Below are 23,278 nucleotides of genomic sequence, written 5' to 3' on the forward strand. Positions count from 1 at the left end.
GAAATGACGTATAAGGAAGAATCTTCGTTTTGGAGCTTAACGTTAAAAGTAAATAAACTTCAAAAAGTTAAAAAAGTAAGAATTATTAACAATTATTTAAAAAACTAGATAATGCACGTCAAAGTACTTTTCAAAGAAAATCTCTCAACACGTCATCTCGACTGGAGTGAATCTAGCCCTAACTTTGTTTACTTGTAAACAAAAGTAGGTCTGACGGAGTCATTGTATCATTTGATACAATGACTCTGGAGATCTCCTAAAGCCCCGCGCTTGCAAACAAAACTAGGCCTGACGGAGTAATTGTGTTATTTGATACAATAGCCTCTGAAGATCTCATAAAGCCCCTTTGCTATTAAATATAAAAAAAATTAAAAAAATTTTTCATTTCATAAATATTTCATTTTTATTTCATAAATATTTCATAAATCTAGTTTAAAATAGCTACTGTAAAGAAAATACATAGTGTTAAGGAGGAATGATAAATTTCTAATTACTTAGAATTTAAGGGGTACATCCTAAAATATAAAATAAATTTGAGAGAGGGGAGCTGAATAAGAAAGTGGTAAAAAATGCGATAGCATATGTTTTAAGAAAAAAGAATAGAACTTTTATTGTTTTTATTATTTTGACAGTAGTGCTTTCTTGCTTGTATGCATGTTTAAATATTTTGAAATCGGGTTCTAGTATGGAGAAGTCTTTATATAAATCTTCAAATTCTTCATCAACTATAGCCAAAAAAGATAGTCAAGGATATTTTGACAAAAATGATTTTAAAGGACTAGAAAATATAAAGGAAATTGAAGAAGTTGTTTCTCAATATGAAGGTCTAGCAAAATTGTCAAATACAAATGCTGTAGATAGTGGACAACAAATCACTAGAGATGATATTCCAAGTTATTTAAAAAATGTTGTATCAATACAAGCTACAAGCAATGTAAAAAGGAATGTTTTATTTAACAGTGGAGTTTTTTCAATAAAAGAGGGAAGAAATATTGAAAAAAATGATAAAGACAAGATATTAGTTCATGAAGAGTTTGCCGAAAAAAACAAATTAAAAATAGGCGACAAAATTAGTTTAGAATTTGTAGATCCAAATCAAACCGACAAGAGTAATAAGAAATATGAATTTGAAATTGTTGGAATTTTTTCGGGAAAGAAACAAGAAAAACAAACTGGATTAACTTCAGACTTAAGCGAAAACACAATGTTTACAGATTATGATTCTGCTCAAAAAGCTTTAAATGCTGAAGGAAATAAACAACTAGTAAATAAGTTGACATTTTTCTCAGGAACTCCTGAAAGTATGGACGAGGCAATAAATAAAGTTAAAAAACTTAATGTCGATTGGGAAAAATCTTATACAGTTGATAAAGAAGCAAATGCCTTTAAAGATGCTCTTGAGTCATTAAATGGTGTTAAACATATTATAAGAATAATGACTTTTGCAATTATGATTGGTGGTTCTGTAGTTCTTTCATTAATACTAATACTATGGTTAAGAGAAAGAATTTACGAAATTGGAATTTTATTATCCATTGGGGTAAGTAAATCTAAAATTGTTGGTCAATTTATATTGGAATTAATATTTATATCACTTCCAGCAATTCTTGTATCTTTGATATTTGGAAATCTGGTAGTAAATCAAATTATTGGTGGATTGATTAGTTCTGAGGATACAACATCAATTACATCTAATTTTGTAAGTAATGGATATAATGTTGAAAGTTTAATAACTTTTGCACAAAGTTATGGAATATTGGTGCTAATTATACTTTTATCAGTAGTTTTTGCATCAGGATTGATTTTAATTAAGAAACCGAAAGAAATTTTATCACAAATTAGTTAGGAGGAAGTAAATGAATATATTAGAAATTAAAAATGTAACATATAGTTATGCGAATTCAAAAGAAAAAGTTTTATCATTAATAAATCAAGGATTTGAACTTGGAAAATTTTATGCAATTATTGGGAAATCCGGAACAGGAAAGTCAACATTACTTTCACTATTAGCAGGATTGGATAAACCAAATAGCGGAGAAATTTTGTTCAAAGATGAAAATATAGAAAAAGCTGGTTATAGTAATCACAGAAAGAATAATATCTCTCTTGTATTCCAAAACTATAATCTTATAGATTATCTATCACCATTAGAAAATATTAGATTAGTAAATAGTAAAGCCTCTGAAGATATATTACTTGAGTTAGGACTTGATAAGACTCAAGTTAGAAGAAATGTTATGAAATTATCAGGTGGACAACAACAAAGAGTTGCTATAGCAAGAGCTTTAGTATCAGAAGCACCAGTTATTTTGGCAGACGAACCTACAGGAAACTTGGATGAAACTACTGCTGGAGAAATAATTGCAGTTTTAAAGAAATTAGCTAAAGAAAGAAATAAATGTGTAATAGTAGTAACTCATAGTAAAGAAGTTGCAAGTTCAGCTGATACAGTACTTGAGCTTAATAATAAGAGATTAAAAGAAGTAACAAAAAGTAAGTAGGAGGTAGGAGATGTTTAAAAATGCTTTTGCGTATGTAACAAGAAAGAGTTTAAAATCATTAATTATATTACTAATTATCTTATCAATGTCAGCACTTAGCTTGATAAGTTTATCTATAAAAGATGCTACAAATAAGGCATCAGAAGAAACTTTTAAAAATATTACAAATAGTTTTACAATGGAAATAAATAGAAGAGTAAATCAAGGTACTGCCAGAGGTGGTGGTAATGTAAGAGGTCAAGATATAAAGAAAATCGTTGATTCAGGACATGTTGATAATTTTGTTAAGAGAATCAATAGTGTTGCAAACCTTGATGACAATTTAGATATAGTTGAAGCACCGGGAGCTGCTCAAAACGAATCTGCTGAAAGAGCTAAGAATTTTAAAAGAGCAGTTATGTTAACAGGTGTAAATAGTTCTGAAAAAGAGACAAAATTTGTTTCAGGAGCATATAAATTAGTTGAAGGTGAACATTTAACTAGTGAAGATAAAAATAAAATTTTAATGCATAAAGATTTAGCTGCAAAGAATAATTTAAAAGTTGGAGATAAAATTAAATTAAAATCCAATTTATATGATGCAGATAATGAAAAGAAAGCAAATGAAACTGTAGAAGTAGAAATTAAAGGTCTTTTTGATGGACATGGAAAAGGCAGAGTAACTTACTCACAAGAACTTTATGAAAATACTTTAATTACAGATGTTCACACAGCAGCTAAAGTATATGGAAATACAGAAGATACAGCGACATACCAAGATGCAACATTCTTTATAAAAGGGAATAGAAATTTAGATCAAGTAATAAAAGATCTTAAAAAGTTAGATATTAACTGGAAATCTTATAATCTAATTAAGAGTTCTTCAAACTTCCCTGCATTACAAAAATCTATTTCAGGAATATATTCAATTGCAAATCAATTATTCATTGGTTCTCTAGTATTTGCAGGTATAGTAGTTACATTATTATTATTCTTGTGGATGAATGCTAGAAAGAAAGAAATTGCAGTATTGTTATCAATAGGAATTTCTAAAACAAAGATATTTGGACAATTTGCAGTAGAATTACTTTTCGTTGCAATACCAGCATTCATAGGGTCATATTTCTTAGCTGGATATACAGGAAAAATTTTAGGAAATAGTATATTAAAGAAAGTTACAGGAGGTATTGCAAAACAAATTGCAAAACAATCATCAACTACAAAATTAGGTGGTGGTGCAGAAGTTGACGGATTTAATAAAACACTATCAAGTTTAGATGTAGTAATTAATCCAAGAGCACTTCTTTATGTAGTATTGTTCATGACAATAGTACTTGCGATAGCTTTGGTAATCTCTTCTTCAAATATCTTAAGAAAGAAACCAAAAGAATTATTAATAGATACAAAATAGCTTATTATCCTATGGGAGGAATTTTACAATATTATTGTACAAGAAACAGAAATTATCGATGTATATACATCGATAATTTTTGCTTTTTATGGTAAAATAGTATAAGGATATTTTTGTATAAAAAGGAGGGCTTATGAGAATACTTGTTGTCGAAGATGATCAAATAATCAGAGAAGGAATTTCTGAATATTTATCTGAATTCGGTTATGACATCATTCAAGCAAAAGATGGACAGGAAGCCTTAAAATATTTTAATAACAATGAAATAAATTTAGTAATTTTAGATATTCAAATTCCTTTTCTAAACGGATTGGAAGTTTTAAAAGAAATCAGAAAAAAAAGTAAATTACCTGTTCTGATGTTGACTGCATTTAATGATGAAGAATATAAGATAAATGCTTTTTCAAGTTTAGCAGATGGGTATATGGAAAAGCCTTTTTCATTACCGGTTTTAAAAGTTAGAATTGATTCTCTAATTAAAAGACATTATGGTGGTCAAGAAAAATTTGAATATAAAGATGCAGAGGTTAATTTTACAAGTTATACAGCAAAATATAATGGAGAAGATATAGACATAAATGCGAAAGAACTTGAAATATTAAAATATTTATTGGAAAATGAAGGACATGCTCTGACTAGGGCGCAGATAATAGATAATGTTTGGAAAGAAACGGATGAAATTCCTTTTGACAGAGTCATAGATGTCTATATAAAAGAATTGAGAAAAAAACTAGGTTTAGATTGTATTGTAACAATCAGAAACGTAGGTTATAAATTGGAGAGAAAATGAAGAATTTAAAAATATTTCCAAAAATGTTTCTACAGACATTTGGAATTCTTGGGACTGTAATAGTTTTAATACATTTGCTGGTATTTTTTATTTTTCCTAGAACTTATTTGGAAACTAGAAAGCAAGAGCTCTATGCAAAAGCTGACGAAATTTCCGAGAATATTAAAGGAAAAGATATGAAGTTTGTTGAACAATCTTTGGACTTTTACTCAAAAAGTAGTGATATAAAAGCTGTAATAAAGGGACAAGGTGAGGACAATGAATTACAAATTGGTGATGACATCAATGTTGATTTAAAGAGTGGCAACAATTCTTTAATCATTGAAGAAAGAGAAATAGAATTAAAAGATGGTAAAAAAATTTCCATTCAATTTATTTCTACTGCTGATATGAAAAAAGATGCAAAAGAACTTAGTTTTAAATTTTTACCATATTCTTTATTTATTTCTTTTATATTTTCAATAATAATTTCACTTATATATGCAAAGGCGATAACCAATAACATAAATGAAATAAAAAATGTGACAAAAAAGATGATGCGACTAGACAGAACGGCATATTTGAATATTAATTCTACAAACGAAGTTGGGGAATTAAAAGAACAGATTAATGATTTATATAATACTCTTTTAAAATTGATAGATGATTTAGAACTTAAAAATGAAGAAATAGTAAAATTGGAAAAACTAAAATATGATTTTTTTAGAGGAACATCCCATGAATTAAAAACACCTCTAGCTAGCTTAAAAATAATTTTAGAAAATATGAAATACAATATTGGAAAATATAAAAATAGAGATTTATACATTGATAATTGTATAGACATAGTTGACCATTTAACAAGAAGTATTTCGCAAATGCTATCGGTTTCTTCCTTTGAACATCTAAAAGATGATGAAGAAATCATAGTTGTTAATGATATATTAGAAGACGTTCTAAAACAATATATACTACTTGCAAATAATAGAAATATCAAAGTCAATAATACTCTAAAAGATGAAAAAATCTATATAGGAATGACAGCACTTAAAATTGTACTTTCTAATTTAATAAACAATGCAGTTAAATATTCTGACGAAGATGGGGTAATAAACATCGGAACTAAAGATGATTGGCTTTATATAGAAAATTCCTATAAAGACAATAAAGATTTAGATGTAAATAAAATATTTGAAATAAATTTCAACCTAAACAAAGAAAACAGCAACGGTTTAGGATTATACATTGTAAAAAACATCTTATTAAACTATGGAATAAAATACAAAGTAGAAAAAACCGAAATAGGAATTGTATTTTTAATCGAATTGTCAGGTAATATGGATAAGTAAATTTTTGTTTCATAATAAATGAGCTTTATGAGATCTCTCGACTACGCTCGAGATGACGTATTGGGGGATTTTCTTTGCTTGTTGCTATGACGTGAATTATTTTACTTCTTAGAAGTTTTTAAACAATTGACGTTTATTTACTTTTAACGTCTAACTATTAATCGAAGATTTCTCTTTATACGTCATTTCGACCGAAACGAAGCATAGCTGAGTGTAGTGGAGAAATCTCATAACGTTAATTATTTACAAGACAAATTAGAACTGACACAAAGATTGTCCAAATCTTTGATTTGGGTACAATCGACTGCGGAAATCTCATACTTTTGCTTTAGCAAAAGTAAATGTATCGAAGATACATCCACTACCGAAACAGCAAAATTATTTTTCTTAAAAAATATTATGACGTGAAAATTTTATAAAAAAAGCAGACATTTTTGTCTGCATTTCTAAGGAGCGAGAACTACTTTTTTAATCTCATTATTTTGTTTTAATAATTTTTTTCTTATCACTAAATAGCAACAGATATGTGCTGCAGTTGTCAATATCCATGAAATCGGATAAGAAATGTAAAGTGATTCTTGAGTTCTATAAATTTGAAATATAGTAAATATCCAAATTACTCTGAATAGGCAAGCGCCCGTTAAAGACACAATCATTGGTAAAATGGAGTATCCCATTCCTCTTAAGGAACCAACTGTTACGTCCATTAGTCCACATAGTAGGTATGTTGCTGAAACAATTTTCATTCTGTTAAGTCCATACATAATTACTTCTGGGTCATCTGTAAATATTCCAAGTAGAATATTTCCTAAAGAATATGCACCAACACCTAGTACAAGACCAACTACTGCAACAATTCCAAGACCTTGCAATAAAATTTTATCTATTCTATGATATTTTTTTGCTCCCATATTTTGACTTGTAAAACTAAGTGTTGACTGATAAATTGAATTCATTGACATATATACGAAGCCTTCAATATTTATTGCTGCTGTATTTCCTGCAATTACTAACTTTCCAAAGGTATTTATAGAAGACTGAATTAACACATTTGATATGCTAAATACAATACCTTGAAGTCCAGCTGGAAGTCCTATTCTTAAAATACTAATAACTTTATCTTTTTGTAATTTTATTTTTCTCAAATCTAGATGCATATAACCTACATTTTTTGTTAAAAATAATATCATCATAATAGCCGAAACATATTGAGAAATTATTGTTGCTATTGCTACTCCATCAACGCTCATATTTAGTACTATAACAAAAAATAAATTTAAAAAAAAATTTAAAATACCTGAAACTATTAAAAAGAAAAGCGGTCTTTTTGTATCTCCAATGGATCTTAAAAGTGCCGCTCCGAAATTATAAATGGCAGCTGCGGGACTTCCTAAAAAGATTATTCTCATATAAATTGCTGATAAATCAATAATTTCATCAGGTGTTCTCATTAGATGTAACATAGGTCTTGAAGCGATAAGCCCTACAAAAAGTAAAATTGTTCCAGAAATAATTGCAAGTCCGATTGCATTATGAACAGTATCGGATGCATTTTTATAGTCTCTTGCACCGCAATATTTTCCCATTGTTACACTGATTCCCATAGAAATTCCAATTAATAAACTTACGAGTAAATTTATTAGTGATGAAGTTGCTCCAACTCCTGCAAGTGCAGCACTTCCAGAAAAACGTCCAACAACAATTATATCTATTGTATTAAAAAGTAATTGAAAAACACCTGTAAAAATAATTGGAATTGAAAAAAATATCATTTTTTTCAAGGTCTTTCCATTTATCATATCTATTTCATTGCTTTTAACCATTATATCCTCCGTAAAAAGTCTAAAATTATTCTAAAATAATAACATATTTTTAGTCTTTTTGCAATGATAAAAGAGAAGCAAAATTTGTTTTTTAGTTTATTTATTGAAATATATGAGCATATAATTATTTTAAAATTAAAGATATTAAGAAGATAATTTAATTTACTAATTCAAATTACGTTTATTTTTGCACAAAATAATTAGTAATAATATAAGATATAGTTTATTTTAAATAAAATAGGGTATTAATGTAATAAATAGATATAATTAAAAAATTAGTTTGTTTAGTATTTTAATTTATTTATTAATATAATTTAAAGGAGAAAAATTTATGATTTGGTCACTTATTGTTGGAGGGTTAATAGGTTTTATAGCTGGTGGAATAACTAAAAAAGGTGGAGCAATGGGGATAATCGCTAATATAATAGCAGGATTGTTAGGTTCATCTGTTGGACAAGCGTTATTTGGAACATGGGGTCCTAAAATAGCTGATATGGCAATAGTTCCATCTGTATTAGGAGCAGTAATTGTTATTGCTGTAGTATCATTTTTCTTTGGTAAAAAAAAATAAACTACTGTTTATAAAAATATTGCAAATAAAGGTAAAATTAGTTTTTGATGAAGGGAGATATAATTATGTCAGGTAAAGAAAAAATTGATCAAGTAAAAGGTTCAGTAAAAGAAAATTTTGGAAAATTAACTGGAGATAAAAAAACAGAAAAAGAAGGTGCTACTGAAAAAGTAGTTTCAAAAGTTAAAGAAGTAGCTGAAGATGTTAAAGATGCCGTAGAAGGAACAGTTGAAGGCATTAAAAATATTGTAAATAAAGATAAAAAATAGTTTTAAGATAGATTTTTATCCTTTAGCATAGAATATTAAAATAACTAAATATAAAGTTATAATATAGTAACTAAAAATAACAGTAAGACGATGTAGTGTTTTACTGTTTTTTTAATTCCTAAAAATTATAAAAAATAGTTAACGAAAATAAAAAAGTAAGTATAATAATCTAAATTCAAAATACTATTGTAAAAATAAATTAAAAGAGAAGCAAAACTGCTTCTCTTAAATATTTTTCTAATTAAATTTTCTATCGTATAGTAATGACGCATTTAGAATTACGAGTATTGAACCTAGATTGTGTACTATTGCACCAACTAATGGATTTAAAACTCCAAGAACTGATAAAATTACTGCTACAAAGTTAATTAAAAGTGATATTATGATGTTGAATTTTATCGTCTTAACTGTTGCATTGGCGAGCTTTTTTAGATAAACTATTTTTGAAACATCATGTCCCACTAGTACAATATTAGCACTTTCGATTGAAATGTCGCTTCCTGTTTTTCCCATTGCAACCGAAACATCTGCAAGTTTAAGAGCGGGAGCGTCGTTGATTCCGTCTCCAATCATACAAACGACATTATTTTCTTTTAGATTTTTTATATTTTCAAACTTTTCTTCGGGAGAAAGTTCAGCCTTTACTTCTGTTATTCCAACTTTGTCTGAAAAGTATTTTGCAGTTAAAAGATTGTCTCCAGTTAGAAGTAGTGGCTCAATTTCAAAGCTTTTTAAATTTTCTACCATTTCTTTAGCATTTTCTCTTAGAGTGTCTGATAGAGTTACGATTGATAAAACTTCTTTTTCATCTCCAAAAAGAATTATATTTTTAGCTTCATTTGAGTATTTTTCAATTTTTTCTTTTATATTGTCTTTGACATCTATATTATTTTCTCTAAAGTATTTTTCATTTCCGCAGAAATATTTATTTCCTAAAATCTCTCCTTCGACTCCTCTTGCAATTTTCATTTTAAAATTTTCAACATTTTCTTTTTTTATATTTTTTTCATCTAGATATTCTGTTACTGATTTTGCAATAGGATGCTCACTTTTTGATTCTAAACTTGAGATTAAGGACATTATTTTTTCGTCTGAAAAATCAGAAAAATTTTCTATATCATTTACATTTAACTTTCCATAAGTTAAAGTTCCAGTTTTGTCAAAAGCTATTTTATTAACTTTTGCTAGTTTTTCAAGGGCATTAAATGTTTTTATTATAACACCATGTTTACTTGCTTGACCGATTGAAGCCATAACAGCAGTTGGAGTTGATAAGAATAGGGCACAAGGACAAAATACAACTAAAACCGTAACTGCTCTATTTATTGAAGTGTATAAATCAAAATTAGATAACATCATTATTGCAAAAGTTGCAATTGCAATTAAAAGTGCAGTCGGAACGAGTTTAACTGCAAGTCTGTCAATTACTGTTTGCATAGGAGTTTGTTCTTTTTCTGCTCTTTCAACCAAATCGATAAATTTTTGTAAGGAAGAATTTTCAACATCTTTTGCTATGATGTCAATGCTTCCAAAACAGTTCATAGAACCACAGAAAACTTCGTCTCCAACAGTTTTATCTACAGGTAAACTTTCTCCTGTTAGAATTGATTGGTCAATAGAAGAAAAACCCTCTTTTATAATTCCATCAACTGAAATTATTTCCCCAGGCATAACTCTGATTATATCTCCATTTTCAATTTCTTCAATTGGAACTTCTTTAACAGTATAAGAATCATTAGTTTTAATGAGTTTCTTTGCTTTTTTTGGAGTGGAAGAAATTAAATCATTAAGACCTTTTTTCGCCCTATCAACGGTATAGTCTTCTAAAAGTTCTCCGATTGCCATAAGAATTGCGATTTCAGCTGCTGCAAAATATTCTCCAACAAATACGGATGCGATTACTGCAATTGTGATTAAAAGTGAATTTTTTATTTTAAATTTTACTATATTTTTAATAGCCCCAACTAAAAAAGGGAAAGCAGATATAACAATACTTATCCATACCGGTTTAAATGCAGTTTCTATCTTTAAAAGATTTAAGACAACATTTAGGATAAAAAATACTATTGAAATGATAGTAAAGTGTAAACCACTGAATAATTTTGAAATTTTATTTATCATAAGTCCTCCTTGATTTTTTCTGTTTATAATGCTACAATTAATTTAATAACGAACACTTTGTTTGATTTAATTGTATCACTATAGATATTATATATCAATAAGCAATTAATCAAAATAGTAATACTTTGAACATTTTTTGAAAAATGTATGGAGGATTTTATGAATAGACAGCAAATTAAAACCAGAAAAGCAATTTTTATGGCTTTTACAGAGCTTTTATCCAAGAAAAATTATAATAAAATAACAGTTCAAGAAATTATTGATTTGGCAGATATAGGCAGAAGTACTTTTTATTCTCATTTTGAAACTAAAGATGACTTGTTAAAAGAAATTTGTCGTGAGTTGTTTGAACATATATTTTCTAATGATTTAAGTAGAGAATGTTCAAAAATTTTTGAAAATTCAAACAAAAATCCTAAAATTTTAATTACACATATACTTTATCATTTAAAGGAAAATAAGGAAGAGTTTATAAAGGTTTTAAGTTGTGAAAGTAATGAATTGTTTTTAGAATATTTTAAAACTTATCTATTTAAGGTAATAGATGAATATATTTTTATCGATAATATTGAAGATAAGAAGTTTAAGAAATTCTTGAAAAATCATATTTGTTGTTCATTTGTGGAAACAGTAAAATGGTGGATAAAAGACCAAATGAAAGAGAGTCCAGAAGAAATTGCTGATTATTTTTTTAGAGTAGTAGATCCTATAATTTAGTATATAATGATTTGAGAAATTAGCTAAAATATGATAAAATGAATGGAGCTTTGCGTATTGTGATAAATCAATATTTGTTTTATCATAATTATATATTTAATATCAGGAGGAAGTTATGAAGTGTGTAATGTTTGATATGGACGGAACTTTAATTGATTCTATTGGGGGTTGGTTCGGAAGTTGTAAATATTTTCTTAAAGAGATGAATTTAGAAGAAACTGATGAACTAAAAGAGTTGTTTAAAGGAAAAAAACTTTATGCAAGAGGAATAGCAATTAAAAATTATTTCAATCTTGATTTAACTCCGGATGAAATTTATGCCAGAAATTTAAAATATGTAAAAGAAGGATATGATGAAATTTACGGAGCAAAAGAAAATGTAATGAATGCCTTAGATTACTTAAAAGAAAAAGGCTATAAGATTTCTTTGAATACGGCTACAAATATAGGACTTTGTAAAAATTGTTTAGAAAGAACAGGACTTATGAAGTATTTTAACTATATCCAAACCTGCGATGATTGTGGATATTTAAAAGATGATGAAAGATATTATGATTGGGCAGTAAAAAAACACAATGCAGATGTTGACGACATAATATTTTTTGATGATACCGAAGCTCCATTAAAAACGGCAAAGAAAAGGGGAATAAAAACAGTTTTGGTTTATGAACCTTTGACTAATGGAGAATTTTTTGAAAGAACAACAGACTTTGACTATAAAATGGATACAATTTCCGTTGAAAATTTGAAAAAAATTGGACTTTAAATAAAATTATGATGAAAAAAGAGCTATGTTGAAAAATTTAACATAGCTCTTTAAAGTTTCTAAATTATTTTAAATAATTATCAAACCATTCTAATATTTCTTTTAATCTTCTTATTCTATGCATTGGTTTACCACTTCTTGATAGTTCATGATTTTCACCTTTAAACATTACAAGTCTCGCAGGTACATCATGATATTTTAGTGCAGAGAACATTTGAATTCCTTCTGGTATCCAACATCTATAATCTTCATCTGAATGAATGAAAAGAGTTGGTGTTTGTGCCTTATTTGCATATTTAAGTGGGGAATGATACCATAATTTTTCATAATTATTCCAAGGAGTTGCAGAGATTTGGTCATCTATGAAATAATATCCAATATCTGTAAGTAAAAATTCAGAAGTCATATTTGAAATTGAACGTTGTGAACAAGCTGCTTTAAATCTATTTGTATGTCCGATAGCCCAATTTGTCATAAAACCACCATAGCTTCCACCCATGATTGCAAGTCTTTCTTCATCAAGTGCAGGGTAATTTTTAATTACAGCATCAGTAAATTTCATTAGGTCATCAAAGTCAATTTCCCCATATTTTCCACGAATATCAGCAAATTCTTTACCTCTACCATCTGAACCTCTAGGATTTGTAAAAAATACAAAGTAGCCATTATTTGCTAAAAATTGCATTTCGTGATGGAATACTTTTCCAAAAACTGTTTTAGGTCCACCGTGAACATGAAGTACACCTGGATATTTTTTCTCTGGATCATAGTCAACAGGTTTCATAACATATCCAATAAATCCTATTCCGTCATTAGTAAAAGTAATTTCTTCAATTTCTGAAAGAGAATACTCAGTAGTATCATTGTGGAAAGAAATTCTATTTTCTTCTTCTGTTGAAATTTCATAAATATCTTGTAAATTAGAGTCTTTTAATGCAATGGCATAAATTTTACCGTCTTTAGAAACATCTATACAATCTATAGAACCAGATTTTTCGTTTAGTCTTTCGAGATTTCCATTTTTGTCAATTCTATAAATATATGAACTATTTACCTCAGTATTTATGAAGTACATAAATCCGTCTTTTACTAAAGTACTTTTTCCACCAGTTAATCTCATATCAGTACCAACAGAATTATGCATACACATATCAAAATTATCATTTACAATCTTTTCAAATGACTTATTGTTAATATTTATAATATAAATATTTGAATTTTCATTTAAACCATATTCTTGCATATCTGAAGCTTTAACTACAATATTTTCATTATCTATAAAGTTAGCATATTCGAAAGAATAGTCTTTTGCTAAAATGTCTACTGCTTTAGAACTAATATCTAAAATTTTAACTTCATTTACAAGAGGCATTTTTCCTGTATAAGATGTTGCTATAAATACAGCTTTAGTTTTATTTTCATTTATTTCTAAACCATAAATATCAGTGATATCATCACTTAAAGGAATGAATTCAGAAGTCTTTTTATTAAAAAGATAAAGCCTACTTCTGTCTTCATTTGTAAAGCCAATATTATTTCCCCAGAAAGGAATTTCAGTTGCAACAAGATAATCCTTAGAATCGTCATAAGTTTTTTCTTTATTCTCTTTATTCTTTTCTTCTTTTTCAATTTTTTCTAATTCTTTTGTTCTATTAAAGTTAGCCAAAACTAAAAATTCATCGTCATTTATTTGTTTTATTCTATTTACCAAAGCAGGAATAGTAAAGTCTAAAACAGCTTCGCCACCTAAAGGGCATATTCTATAAAATTTAGTTATATCTGAGTCTTCTTTTTTGTCTTCTCTATCGCTTGCAAAAAGAATAGAACCGTCTAAAAGTTCAATAAAAGAACTTTCCTTAGCACCATTAGTAAAAACAAAGGACTTTTTAGTTTCCAAATCCATTTTATATATTCTATGTTCATAAGAATTCTTTTCTAAATTCATATTAGAAACGGAATAAAATAGATTTTTTTCGTCTTTACTTAAATGTAAATTTCCTAAAAATTTAAAGTTTTTAAATTCATCAATTTTTATACTTTTCATATTGCCTCCTTAAGCTAAATTCACAATGATTAACATTAATTAAAAAATTTTAATGTATAAGCCTTGTAGTTTGATTATACTACAAAAAGAAAAAAATTACAAAAAAATAATTTTTGATAAATTCTAATTATATGATAAAATAAATATATTAAATGAAATTAAAAATGGAGATTATTATGGAAATTAGAAGATTGATAGATACAAATGCTAGAGAGTTTTATAATTGTCTAAAAATTATTGATAGCGAAACAAATTTTATGATGTTTGAACCTGATGAAAGAGTTTGGAACGAGGAAAAACTTGTAAAAAATTTAAAAGATGAAAATAATTTATTTTTAGGAGCAATAGAGGATGATAAAATAGTAGGTTTTTTATCAGCGGAAAGAGGAGCTTTTAGGAGAATTAGACATACTGCTTATATTGTAATTGGAATACAAAAAGATTACCAAAATAGAAAAATTGGAACAAAACTTTTTCAAATGCTTGATGATTGGGTGGTTAAAAACAAAATTATAAGATTAGAACTTACTGTTGAATGTGAAAATGTGTCAGCAATAAAATTATATGAAAAAATGGGATTTTCTATTGAAGGCACTAAGAAAAAGACAATGTATGTAAATGGAAAATATGTAGATGAGTATATGATGTCAAAAATATTTTAATGGAGATATTATGAAAATAGGATTGGTTTCTTACGAATTTAACAATGGAGAAATTGAATATAATATAAAAAAAATAGAAAAGGCGATTATCTCTGCTAATGGAAAAGCTGATTTACTTTGTTTTGGAGAAACTTTTTTGCAAGGATTTGACTCGCTTTCTTGGAATTATGAAATAGATAAAAATATTGCAATTACAAAAGAGTCTATAACTATGCAAAAATTAAAAAAACTTAGTGAAAAATATAAAATTGATCTTGGTATTGGCTATATTGAAAGAGAAAAAGAAAATATTTATTCCTCTTTTGTAGTGATTGAAAAAGGAAAAATAATTCAAAATTATAGAAGAATTACTAAAAATTGGAAAGAATATTCAATTACTGATGAACACTATTGTGAGGGAGAGACTTCAGAAACTTTTATCTATAAGAATACAGAATTTAAAATTGCACTATGTGGAGATATGTGGATTTGTTCTGAAAAGTTTAAAACAAATGGAATTTTGCTTTGGCCTGTTTATTGTAATTTCTCAAAAGATGAATGGGAAAATACTGAACAATATGATTATGCTAAGCAATCTAAATTAGCATCGGATAATGTGCTTTTGGTAAATTCAATAACAAAAGACGAGCCAATAAGCGTTGGTGGGGCATATTATTTTAAAAATGGAAAAATTGAAAAGAGTTTAGAGTTGGATAAAGAAGATATTTTAATCGTTGAGATATAAAAAAGATTCTGAAATTTAGAAAAAGAGCTGACTAGAGGTTTTAATCTCAAAATCTGCTCTTTTTTTGTTCTAAATAGATATTAATAAATCAACATTTATATACTTTCTTTAAAATCTGTAAACAATTCAATAAATTTTTTAGGTTTAAAAGAGTGAATTACATGATTAGTAGAAACTTTTTTATATGTAATTTGTGGATCTAATGAAATTACATTTTTTATCCACAATATAAAAAATATAAGCACTTAATTTATATTATAAATCTTATATAAATAAATCTACTTCATAATTAGATAGATAAGTTTATTTATCCTTTGGATTATTAATTTTGTTAAGTTCAGAAATATAATCTAGTCCAAAAATTTCTATTTCGTTCAAAACTTTCTGAAATTTAGCACCTAATGTACTTAAAGAGTATTCAACATGAGGAGGTACTTCAGCAAAAACTTTTCTTTTGATTAATTTATCTTGTTCTAATTGACGCAATTGCCTTGTTAAAACAGTTCGAGTAACTTCAGGAATTAATCTTTCAAGTTCATTAAATCTTTTAGTACCTGTACTTAAATGATATAAAACTACAATTGCCCATTTTCCTTGTAAAACCTTCTGAGTAGTAACATAAGGGCATTTATCATAAATAGTTGACATAAAAACCTCCTTAAGATGTGTAATAGTATCGTATCAGATACTATGTATTATAAATGTTCGTACTTTTAAAGTCAAGACTTAAAAAGTATAATAATAGTAAGAGGAAAATCAATCCTCAAAAAGAAAGGAGATTGGCTATGAAAAGTGAAATTATGAAAGTATACAATGCTTATACAGAAGCATTATTGAAGGGAGATTTTAAATCGGTTTTTGAAACAATGTCTGATAATATTGTATGGCATATGGGAGGAGAAGGTCCACTTTCAGGAATTGTTAAAGGAAAAGAGGCGTTGGGAGAGCGTTTAGGAGAATTTACCAAAAGAAGCAATGGTACATTTAGAGTAATTACAAATTGGGCTGCAAGTAATGATTGCTTTGTTGTTGCAAGTGTTGTTTCTTTAGCTGAAAAAGAAGATGAAAAACTAAATGACCCTGGTATTGATTTATTTAGAATAGAGAATGGAAAAATACAAGAAGTATGGACTTTTGCAGAACAACAAGAGGAAGAAGATAAATTTTGGAAATAAGGGAATTTATTTTTATAACAAAATGTAAGAAATATGTAAAATAAAATAATGAATGTCAAATTTTTAAAAAGAGAAGATTTTATATCAAAATATATAAGTCTTCTCTTTTGTTGTTTCGCAATAAGATCCCCAGCCTTCCACGATGCTTTGCATCGAGTGGGTACCGAGAACCTTGTTGTTTCACAATAAAAATTTATACTGAATTTTAGAAAAAGAACTGATTATAGATTTTAAATCTTAGCTATCAGCTCTTTTTATTCTAAATAGATTAATAAATTTATATACTTTCTTTAAATTCAGTTAATAATTCAATAAATTTTTTAGGTTTAAAAGCGTGAATTACATGATTAGCAGAAACTTTTTTATATATAATTTGTGGAGCTAAAGAAATTGCATGTTTAGCATCGTCTTCATCAAAAGCTCCTACAAGTCCAAAATTTTCATATCTTTTCCAGTCAGCGTGAATAAGCATTATTGGACATTTTGTTTTTTTAAAGGCTTCTTCGTGGTTAATCCCATCATAAAATCTTCCATCAACAAAAGCTCTAGCAAAATCGGGATCAAACATAGACAATGATTTAATAAGTAGTCGTAAACTATCAGGGAATCCTACTGAAATGGGTTTATCAGGGTATTTGTTTTGAAATTTTTTTATCTTTTTTGATAAACAATTAGCAAACCAATTTGGAATTTTTTTAATTCTCTTATCAGAATCAGGTATTTCCATATCTCTAAAATAATCTGCTAAGTCTCTGTCTTCAATATTTCCAATTTTGTCAACAAGATGTTTTAATCCATTGTAAACAAATTTATCTTGTTCTTTAAATCTTGGCATCTCCGTAGAAAAGATTGGGGCATCCTCGAGAACAATTCCAGAAACATATTCAGGAATATTAACTGCACACCATAGGGCAAGAATACCCCCAGATGAATTTCCACTTATAATTACTTTTTCTTTTATTACATTTTTGATAAACATTTTTAAGTCTTCACCTACAATTTCCCAAGAATAATAACCAGGTGTCCAAGTAGATTTTCCATGTCCTCTTATATCTATTGAATAAACTTGAAAAATTTTAGATAAAGGTATTAGTACTTTTTTATAACTCTCCCACATTCCTATTTGAGCAGGAATTAGCAACAAACTTGGTCCGTTTTTTGGACCAATTACATAGTTAAGTTTAACAGTACCTGTGTCATAAGTTTTTTCTGAAAAACCAGCATTAATTAGCTTTTTATTTTCAAGTTTTCCAGATAAGTATTCATAAGGATTCTTATAAAACATTTTATCCTCCTATCTTAAACAATCTGTATTAAGAAATCCATTAAGCATTAAACCTAGATATTTACTAATACTATTTTTAAATTCATCATAATTGTCGAATAAATCCATTGGATTATCTTGATATAGATTGAGATATTTTATAACAATCGCATCAATATATAAAGATAAAGCATCCACAACTAATTCATGATCAATATCTTTTCTTAAGTTAAATATTTTAATAGAATTAGAAATTTGTTTTTTTAATTTTTCATTTGATTTTTTGTGATATTCACTAAAAATATCCTTAATTTCTTTGTCAACTTCTTTGCTTGTTTCCTTAGAAGCCATATTTAAAAATTTAGTTTCATTAGGATATTTTTTTATTAAATTACATTTTTTATCCATTATACTAAAAATGTTATCGAAAAAATCATAATATGTCTTACATTCTAAATTCTGTGTCAATAAATCTACTGCATAATTAAGTAGATATAGATAAAAATTCTTTTTATTATCAAAATAGTAAAATAATAAACCCTTAGAAATACCAGCTTCCTTAACTATTAAATCAGTTTTTGCCTCCACAAATGAAAACTCTGAGAAAATTTTTATCCCTTTATTTATTATCATTTGTTTTTTATCTTCTGAAATTTTTTCAAAATTTTTAGTAACCATAAACGCCTCCTTTGTTGACTCAATAGTCAATTTCGTTCAATAAAATTATATCATCCTTTGACTAATTAGTCAATGCTAATTAAACTAAATTAAAAATTTTAAAAATGTGTATAATTAAATCCCTTCAAAAGGTTTATTAAAAAAATTATAAAAATATCTTGACTTCAAATGTAATTATATAATATAATTTAAACGATATTGCAAATCAATCTATATTAAAAATTTGGAGGTTTATATGAAGAAAAAATTTACGGCAATTGTTTTAAGCCTTTCAATGTGCTTAATTCCAATTAGTCAAATGCAAGTTTTAAATGCAAAAACGACAACACAAGAACAAAAAGATGATATTTCTTTAAAATTTATCAAAGGTAGATTTGGAAGTAGTGATAAATATGAAATTACGCCTAAAGATAAATTAAAGGAAATAACAAAAATTTTTGTAGAAAATAATGAATACGAAAAAAAAGATTATAAAGCTGCAGTACTTGGAAAAGCATTTTATTTAGATTTATCAAATAACTATTTATATCTTGGTCAAGATCCAAATGATAATGAAGTAATAAAAATTGAATTCAAAGATAAAAGTAGTATTTCATTTAAGAAAGTTGGAAGTAATTTTGTTAAAGTGGAAGAAAAAAATAACGTAATTCCTTCTACACCAAATGATAATCCGGAAAAGAAAGAAAATAATGAATTTTCATTAAAAGCAATTAATGAATCTTTTTTTGAAAATAAATATTCTATTGAACCAAAAGATAAAATTAGCAAGATTAGACAAATATTTTTAAATAATAAAGAATATAGAAAAACAAGTAGTAAGGCTGCGGTTTTTGGAGAAAATTATTTTATAGACGAAGCAAATAAAGTTTTATATCTTGGACAAAAAGTACCAGATGGATATGTAGTTAAATTTATTTTAAATGATGGTTCATCTATTTCATTCGAAAGGAAAGGAGATACTTTTGTTAAAAAAGATAATAATTATTCTAAAAAATACTATTTAAGAATTGTAGGTTCATTTGAAGCAGCAATTATAGGTCAACAAAAATACGATGCTCTTTCATCTGCTACAGGTGGAGGAGTAAATTCAAATAAAAATAGTAATGTAAGATTACAAATTGCTTATACAGACAAAGAAACACCATCAGATTCAGACTTTAAGGATGCGAAAGAAGTAACACATAATTTACAATTAGAAGCAAAAATGGTTTCAGATGATTCTGGTATGCAAGCAAAATATTCTGAAATGGACAATAGTATCAAATTATCTGGAATTCCTTCTAAAAAAGGAAATTATAAGGTTTTTGTACAATCAAAAGATGGAAAGCTAAAATCAAATGAATTAGATTTTGAAGTATTTGATTCTAATGAAGTTACACTTGAAGAAAGATTGGTAGATAAAGAATTTAAAACTTTAAAAAACCCTGCTACAAAAAAAGAATGGGATATGAAACCTTGGGTAATCAAAAAGTTTGGAAAAGATAAAGAAGAAGTAACTGTTCCAAAAAATTTAAAACTTTGGTTTGGCTCAAGAGAGAGTGGAAAATATTCTGAACTAGGCTATCCAATTGAAGAAAATAAAGCTACCACTCAAACTTTAATTGTTACGGGTGAACTTTATCTTATAAATATGAAAATTTTAAGTTCTGTAAATATCGTAGTAAAAGACGGTGGTAAACTTAATCTTTCAGATTCATCATTATATGGAAAAATAACAGTTGAAAATGGTGGAACTCTTGAAGTAAATTATGATGACTATCATAAGAGTTTTGCAAGTGGATCTTCTATAAATGGTCAAATAATTTTAAAAGATGGTGCAACATTACAAAACTCTGTTATTTATTCAAATGCCAATTATTTAACTGATGGAAAAAATGCAAAACATATACAAACTCCAGTTGTGAGTGTTCAAGGTAATGCAACTATAAAAGGTAATGTATTTATACGTGGAGATGAAGCTCCTACAGGTGAACAATATAAAGGACAAGGAGCAATGGAGATTGCAAAAGGTAAAACATTAACTATTGAAAAAGATGCAAAACTTGGACTTTTTGCAGGCGGTCGCTATGCTCTTACAAGTAATGGAGGAGATGCTTTAAAATTAGAGGGAACAGTAGCAGGAAAAGGAACTTTAATTGCTGTTGGAGGAAATGGTAGATTTTCAGGAAAAGGTGGAAATGGAGTTTCAGGTAATGGAACAATTATTGTTGATAATGCATATTTGCATGGTGGAAATAGTTATATGAGTAAGAATGAAGGTGGAAAAGCTGTACTTGACTCAATAACTATTGACAAAAAAACAAAAGGATATGCAATAGATGGTAAAAAATCTACAAATTCGATTGAAGACTCTAAACTTCAAAATGAAACACCAAATTGGAATGGACATACTGCTCCGAATAAAGACTTATTAGATAAATTAAGTACAGAAAATGCTCCATCAATAGTTGGAGAAAGAGAAAAAAAAGAACTTGAAAGAATTTTAGAAAACACAAAAAAAGAACTTGAAAAAATCAAACAAGAGCTTGAAAAATCAAAACAAGATTCAGAAAAAACTAGAAAAGAACTTGAAAAAGCTAAGCAAGAGTTAGAAAATGCAAAACAATCTGGAAGTAAAAAAGAAAATAAAATTGATGAGCTTAGCAAAAAGATAAAAGAGCTTGAAAAAATTGAACAGGAATTTGAAAAAGCTAAGCAAGAATCAGAAAAAACTAAAAAAGAACTTGAAAAAGCTAAGCAAGAGTTAGAAAGTGCAAAACAATCCGGAAGTAAAAAACAAAATGAAATTGATGAGCTTAACAAAAAGATAAAAGAACTCGAAAAAATTGAACAGGAATTTAAAAAAGCTAAGGAAGATTCAGAAAAAACAAAAAACGAGTTTGAAAAAACTAAAAAAGAGCTTGAAAAAACAAAAAAAGAATTTGAAAAAGCCAAACAAGATTCAGAAAAAACTAAAAAAGAACTTGAAAAAATCAAGCAAGAATTAGAAAAAGCTAAGCAAGAGTTAGAAAGTGCAAAACAATCTGGAAGTAAAAAACAAAATGAAATTGATCAGCTTAGCAAAAAGATAAAAGAGCTTGAAAAAATTGAACAGGAATTTGAAAAAACTAGCCAAGATTTAGAAAAAACTAAAAAAGAGCTTGAAGAAACCAAGCAAAAATTAGAAAAGGCAAAGCAATCCGGAAGTAAAAAACAAAATGAAATTGATGAGCTTAACAAAAAAATAAAAGAACTTGAAGAAAAAGTTAATTCTTTAAAAGCTAAGCTCGAAAAAGGAAAGAATAATAATTCATCAGATAAACAAAATAACAACAATCCTAAGGTAATTGAATTTTTATATGGTAAAAATCAAACTGTAACGAAAAATGATGGCCATAAATTATACTTTAGATTAGATGAAGATGTTAAAAATTTTGAAAATGTATATTTAGATGGCAAGCTTGTTGACCCATCAATGTACACTGTAAAATCAGGTAGTACAATCGTAGAGTTTACTAAAGAATTTAAAAATTCTTTAACAGAAGGAAATCATAATCTTGAGTTTAAATTTAAAAATGGTTATGCCAAAACACAAATTCATGTTTTAAACAAGAAGGAAGACGATAAAAAAGATAAGAGTGAAGTTAAACAAACAAAACAAAAAAGTACAAAAAGTAACAAAGGTCTTCCAAAAACTAATATTTCAAATTCAAGTATATTGTTAGCAGTAACAAGTTTAGTAGGTTTTCTTTATTCAAAAAAGAAAAAATAGATAACAAAATGTAATTAGCTTATAATGTAAATCCCCAAATCAGAACAAAAGATTTGGGGTTTTTCTTTGTCAAAATTAAATTTACAACGCATTTATTTATAATTGAAAATATAGTATAATAACCATTATAGATATATAAATAAATAATCTTGTGTTATAATAAAAGTAAAATAAATTAAAAAAATTTGGAGGTAATATGCTTCATTTAGAAAAAATAAATAGGAAAAATATATGGGAGATACTTAAATTAAAAGTGTCTAAATCGCAAAAAAATTTTGTAGCATCTAATGACGTAAGTATTATTGAAGCATATTTAACTATTACATCAAATGGAGTTGTTTTTCCGTTTGGAATCTATGACGGCGATAGACCTGTTGGTTTTCTGATGATTGGATATGATGTGGATGAAACTTGGGAAAATGTTCCGAATATAGCAAAGGAAAACTATAATCTGTGGCGTTTGATGATTGATGAGACTTATCAACAAAAAGGCTTTGGGAAAGAAGCTATGATACTTGCTTTAGAATTTATTAAATCATTTCCTTGTGGTAAAGCAGAGTATTGTTGGCTGTCTTATGAACCTGAAAATAAAATTGCTAAAGAGTTGTATCATTCATTTGGTTTTGTAGAAAATGGAGATATGGATGGAGATGAAGTTATTGCAATACTAAAACTTTAAGATAGATGAAATTTAAATTTATAGG

At 27.2% G+C, this 23,278-nt stretch carries 20 protein-coding genes; 14 read left to right on the forward strand and 6 right to left on the reverse strand.

Features of this window, described 5'->3' with window-relative positions:
- Positions 1–559 precede the first annotated feature (559 nt).
- The 5 genes from VJI77_RS02620 (at position 560) to VJI77_RS02640 (ending at position 6,009) form a co-directional block, all read left to right on the forward strand.
- On the forward strand, positions 560–1,846 hold the full coding sequence (locus tag VJI77_RS02620; protein ID WP_009354592.1) for an ABC transporter permease: 1,287 nt from the start codon (positions 560–562) through the stop codon (positions 1,844–1,846).
- A gap of 10 nt (positions 1,847–1,856) precedes the next feature.
- Positions 1,857–2,501 carry an ABC transporter ATP-binding protein gene (locus tag VJI77_RS02625; RefSeq protein WP_323988160.1) on the forward strand — a complete coding sequence of 215 codons (645 nt, stop codon included), beginning with the start codon at positions 1,857–1,859 and terminating at the stop codon, positions 2,499–2,501.
- Between the two features lie 10 nt (positions 2,502–2,511).
- Complete coding sequence (locus VJI77_RS02630) at positions 2,512–3,891, forward strand: ABC transporter permease (RefSeq protein WP_293440316.1); 1,380 nt, start codon at positions 2,512–2,514, stop codon at positions 3,889–3,891.
- Between the two features lie 133 nt (positions 3,892–4,024).
- Entirely contained in the window at positions 4,025–4,681 is a 657-nt protein-coding gene (locus VJI77_RS02635) for a response regulator transcription factor (protein ID WP_323988161.1), read from the forward strand.
- Positions 4,678–6,009 (forward strand): sensor histidine kinase, encoded by a 1,332-nt coding sequence (locus tag VJI77_RS02640; RefSeq protein ID WP_323988162.1) that lies wholly within the window; start codon positions 4,678–4,680, stop codon positions 6,007–6,009. Before VJI77_RS02635 ends, VJI77_RS02640 begins: the two co-directional genes overlap by 4 nt.
- Positions 6,010–6,455: 446 nt before the next feature.
- Here the strand turns inward: VJI77_RS02640 and VJI77_RS02645 are convergent, their stop codons facing one another.
- Positions 6,456–7,832 carry an MATE family efflux transporter gene (locus VJI77_RS02645; protein WP_323988163.1) on the reverse strand — a complete coding sequence of 459 codons (1,377 nt, stop codon included), beginning with the start codon at positions 7,830–7,832 and terminating at the stop codon, positions 6,456–6,458.
- 331 nt (positions 7,833–8,163) lie between these two features.
- Between VJI77_RS02645 and VJI77_RS02650 the strand changes: the two genes are divergently transcribed.
- Both VJI77_RS02650 and VJI77_RS02655 read left to right on the forward strand, forming a co-directional pair.
- A complete protein-coding gene (locus tag VJI77_RS02650) occupies positions 8,164–8,403 on the forward strand; it encodes a GlsB/YeaQ/YmgE family stress response membrane protein (protein ID WP_323988164.1) in 240 nt (79 codons plus the stop codon).
- Positions 8,404–8,468: 65 nt separating this feature from the next.
- Positions 8,469–8,672: a CsbD family protein gene (locus tag VJI77_RS02655; protein ID WP_323988165.1), complete on the forward strand. Its 204-nt coding sequence runs from the start codon at positions 8,469–8,471 to the stop codon at positions 8,670–8,672.
- Between the two features lie 237 nt (positions 8,673–8,909).
- Here VJI77_RS02655 and VJI77_RS02660 read toward each other — a convergent pair whose 3' ends face one another.
- Complete coding sequence (locus VJI77_RS02660; RefSeq protein WP_323988166.1) at positions 8,910–10,793, reverse strand: heavy metal translocating P-type ATPase; 1,884 nt, start codon at positions 10,791–10,793, stop codon at positions 8,910–8,912.
- A gap of 159 nt (positions 10,794–10,952) precedes the next feature.
- On the opposite strand from VJI77_RS02660, the gene VJI77_RS02665 reads away from it, so the two are divergent.
- A complete protein-coding gene (locus VJI77_RS02665) occupies positions 10,953–11,510 on the forward strand; it encodes a TetR/AcrR family transcriptional regulator (protein ID WP_323988167.1) in 558 nt (185 codons plus the stop codon).
- Positions 11,511–11,625: 115 nt separating this feature from the next.
- Positions 11,626–12,276 carry an HAD family hydrolase gene (locus VJI77_RS02670; RefSeq protein ID WP_313961204.1) on the forward strand — a complete coding sequence of 217 codons (651 nt, stop codon included), beginning with the start codon at positions 11,626–11,628 and terminating at the stop codon, positions 12,274–12,276.
- Positions 12,277–12,340: 64 nt separating this feature from the next.
- Here VJI77_RS02670 and VJI77_RS02675 read toward each other — a convergent pair whose 3' ends face one another.
- Complete coding sequence (locus VJI77_RS02675) at positions 12,341–14,320, reverse strand: alpha/beta hydrolase family protein (RefSeq protein ID WP_323988168.1); 1,980 nt, start codon at positions 14,318–14,320, stop codon at positions 12,341–12,343.
- Positions 14,321–14,496: 176 nt separating this feature from the next.
- On the opposite strand from VJI77_RS02675, the gene VJI77_RS02680 reads away from it, so the two are divergent.
- Together VJI77_RS02680 and VJI77_RS02685 are read left to right on the forward strand one after the other, a co-directional pair.
- Positions 14,497–14,982 (forward strand): GNAT family N-acetyltransferase, encoded by a 486-nt coding sequence (locus tag VJI77_RS02680; protein WP_323988169.1) that lies wholly within the window; start codon positions 14,497–14,499, stop codon positions 14,980–14,982.
- Between the two features lie 10 nt (positions 14,983–14,992).
- Complete coding sequence (locus VJI77_RS02685) at positions 14,993–15,706, forward strand: carbon-nitrogen hydrolase family protein (RefSeq protein ID WP_323988170.1); 714 nt, start codon at positions 14,993–14,995, stop codon at positions 15,704–15,706.
- Between the two features lie 303 nt (positions 15,707–16,009).
- On the opposite strand, the gene VJI77_RS02690 is transcribed toward VJI77_RS02685, so the two are convergent.
- Positions 16,010–16,354, reverse strand: a complete 345-nt coding sequence (locus tag VJI77_RS02690) for a winged helix-turn-helix transcriptional regulator (RefSeq protein WP_323988171.1) — start codon at positions 16,352–16,354, stop codon at positions 16,010–16,012.
- A 137-nt stretch (positions 16,355–16,491) separates the two neighbouring features.
- On the opposite strand from VJI77_RS02690, the gene VJI77_RS02695 reads away from it, so the two are divergent.
- Complete coding sequence (locus VJI77_RS02695) at positions 16,492–16,881, forward strand: nuclear transport factor 2 family protein (RefSeq protein WP_009354622.1); 390 nt, start codon at positions 16,492–16,494, stop codon at positions 16,879–16,881.
- Between the two features lie 277 nt (positions 16,882–17,158).
- Here the strand turns inward: VJI77_RS02695 and VJI77_RS02700 are convergent, their stop codons facing one another.
- Together VJI77_RS02700 and VJI77_RS02705 are read right to left on the reverse strand one after the other, a co-directional pair.
- A complete protein-coding gene (locus VJI77_RS02700) occupies positions 17,159–18,166 on the reverse strand; it encodes an alpha/beta fold hydrolase (protein ID WP_323988172.1) in 1,008 nt (335 codons plus the stop codon).
- A gap of 9 nt (positions 18,167–18,175) precedes the next feature.
- Entirely contained in the window at positions 18,176–18,823 is a 648-nt protein-coding gene (locus tag VJI77_RS02705; protein WP_278553849.1) for a TetR/AcrR family transcriptional regulator, read from the reverse strand.
- 235 nt (positions 18,824–19,058) lie between these two features.
- Between VJI77_RS02705 and VJI77_RS02710 the strand changes: the two genes are divergently transcribed.
- Both VJI77_RS02710 and VJI77_RS02715 read left to right on the forward strand, forming a co-directional pair.
- The gene (locus VJI77_RS02710) at positions 19,059–22,574 is read left to right on the forward strand and encodes a hypothetical protein (RefSeq protein ID WP_323988173.1); all 3,516 of its coding nucleotides are present in this window, start codon (positions 19,059–19,061) and stop codon (positions 22,572–22,574) included.
- A 196-nt stretch (positions 22,575–22,770) separates the two neighbouring features.
- Positions 22,771–23,253, forward strand: a complete 483-nt coding sequence (locus VJI77_RS02715; RefSeq protein ID WP_323988174.1) for a GNAT family N-acetyltransferase — start codon at positions 22,771–22,773, stop codon at positions 23,251–23,253.
- The last annotated feature ends 25 nt before the right edge of the window (positions 23,254–23,278 follow it).

It is taken from the genome of Parvimonas sp. D2 (assembly GCF_035282635.1).
In the GTDB taxonomy this organism is placed as follows: domain Bacteria; phylum Bacillota; class Clostridia; order Tissierellales; family Peptoniphilaceae; genus Parvimonas.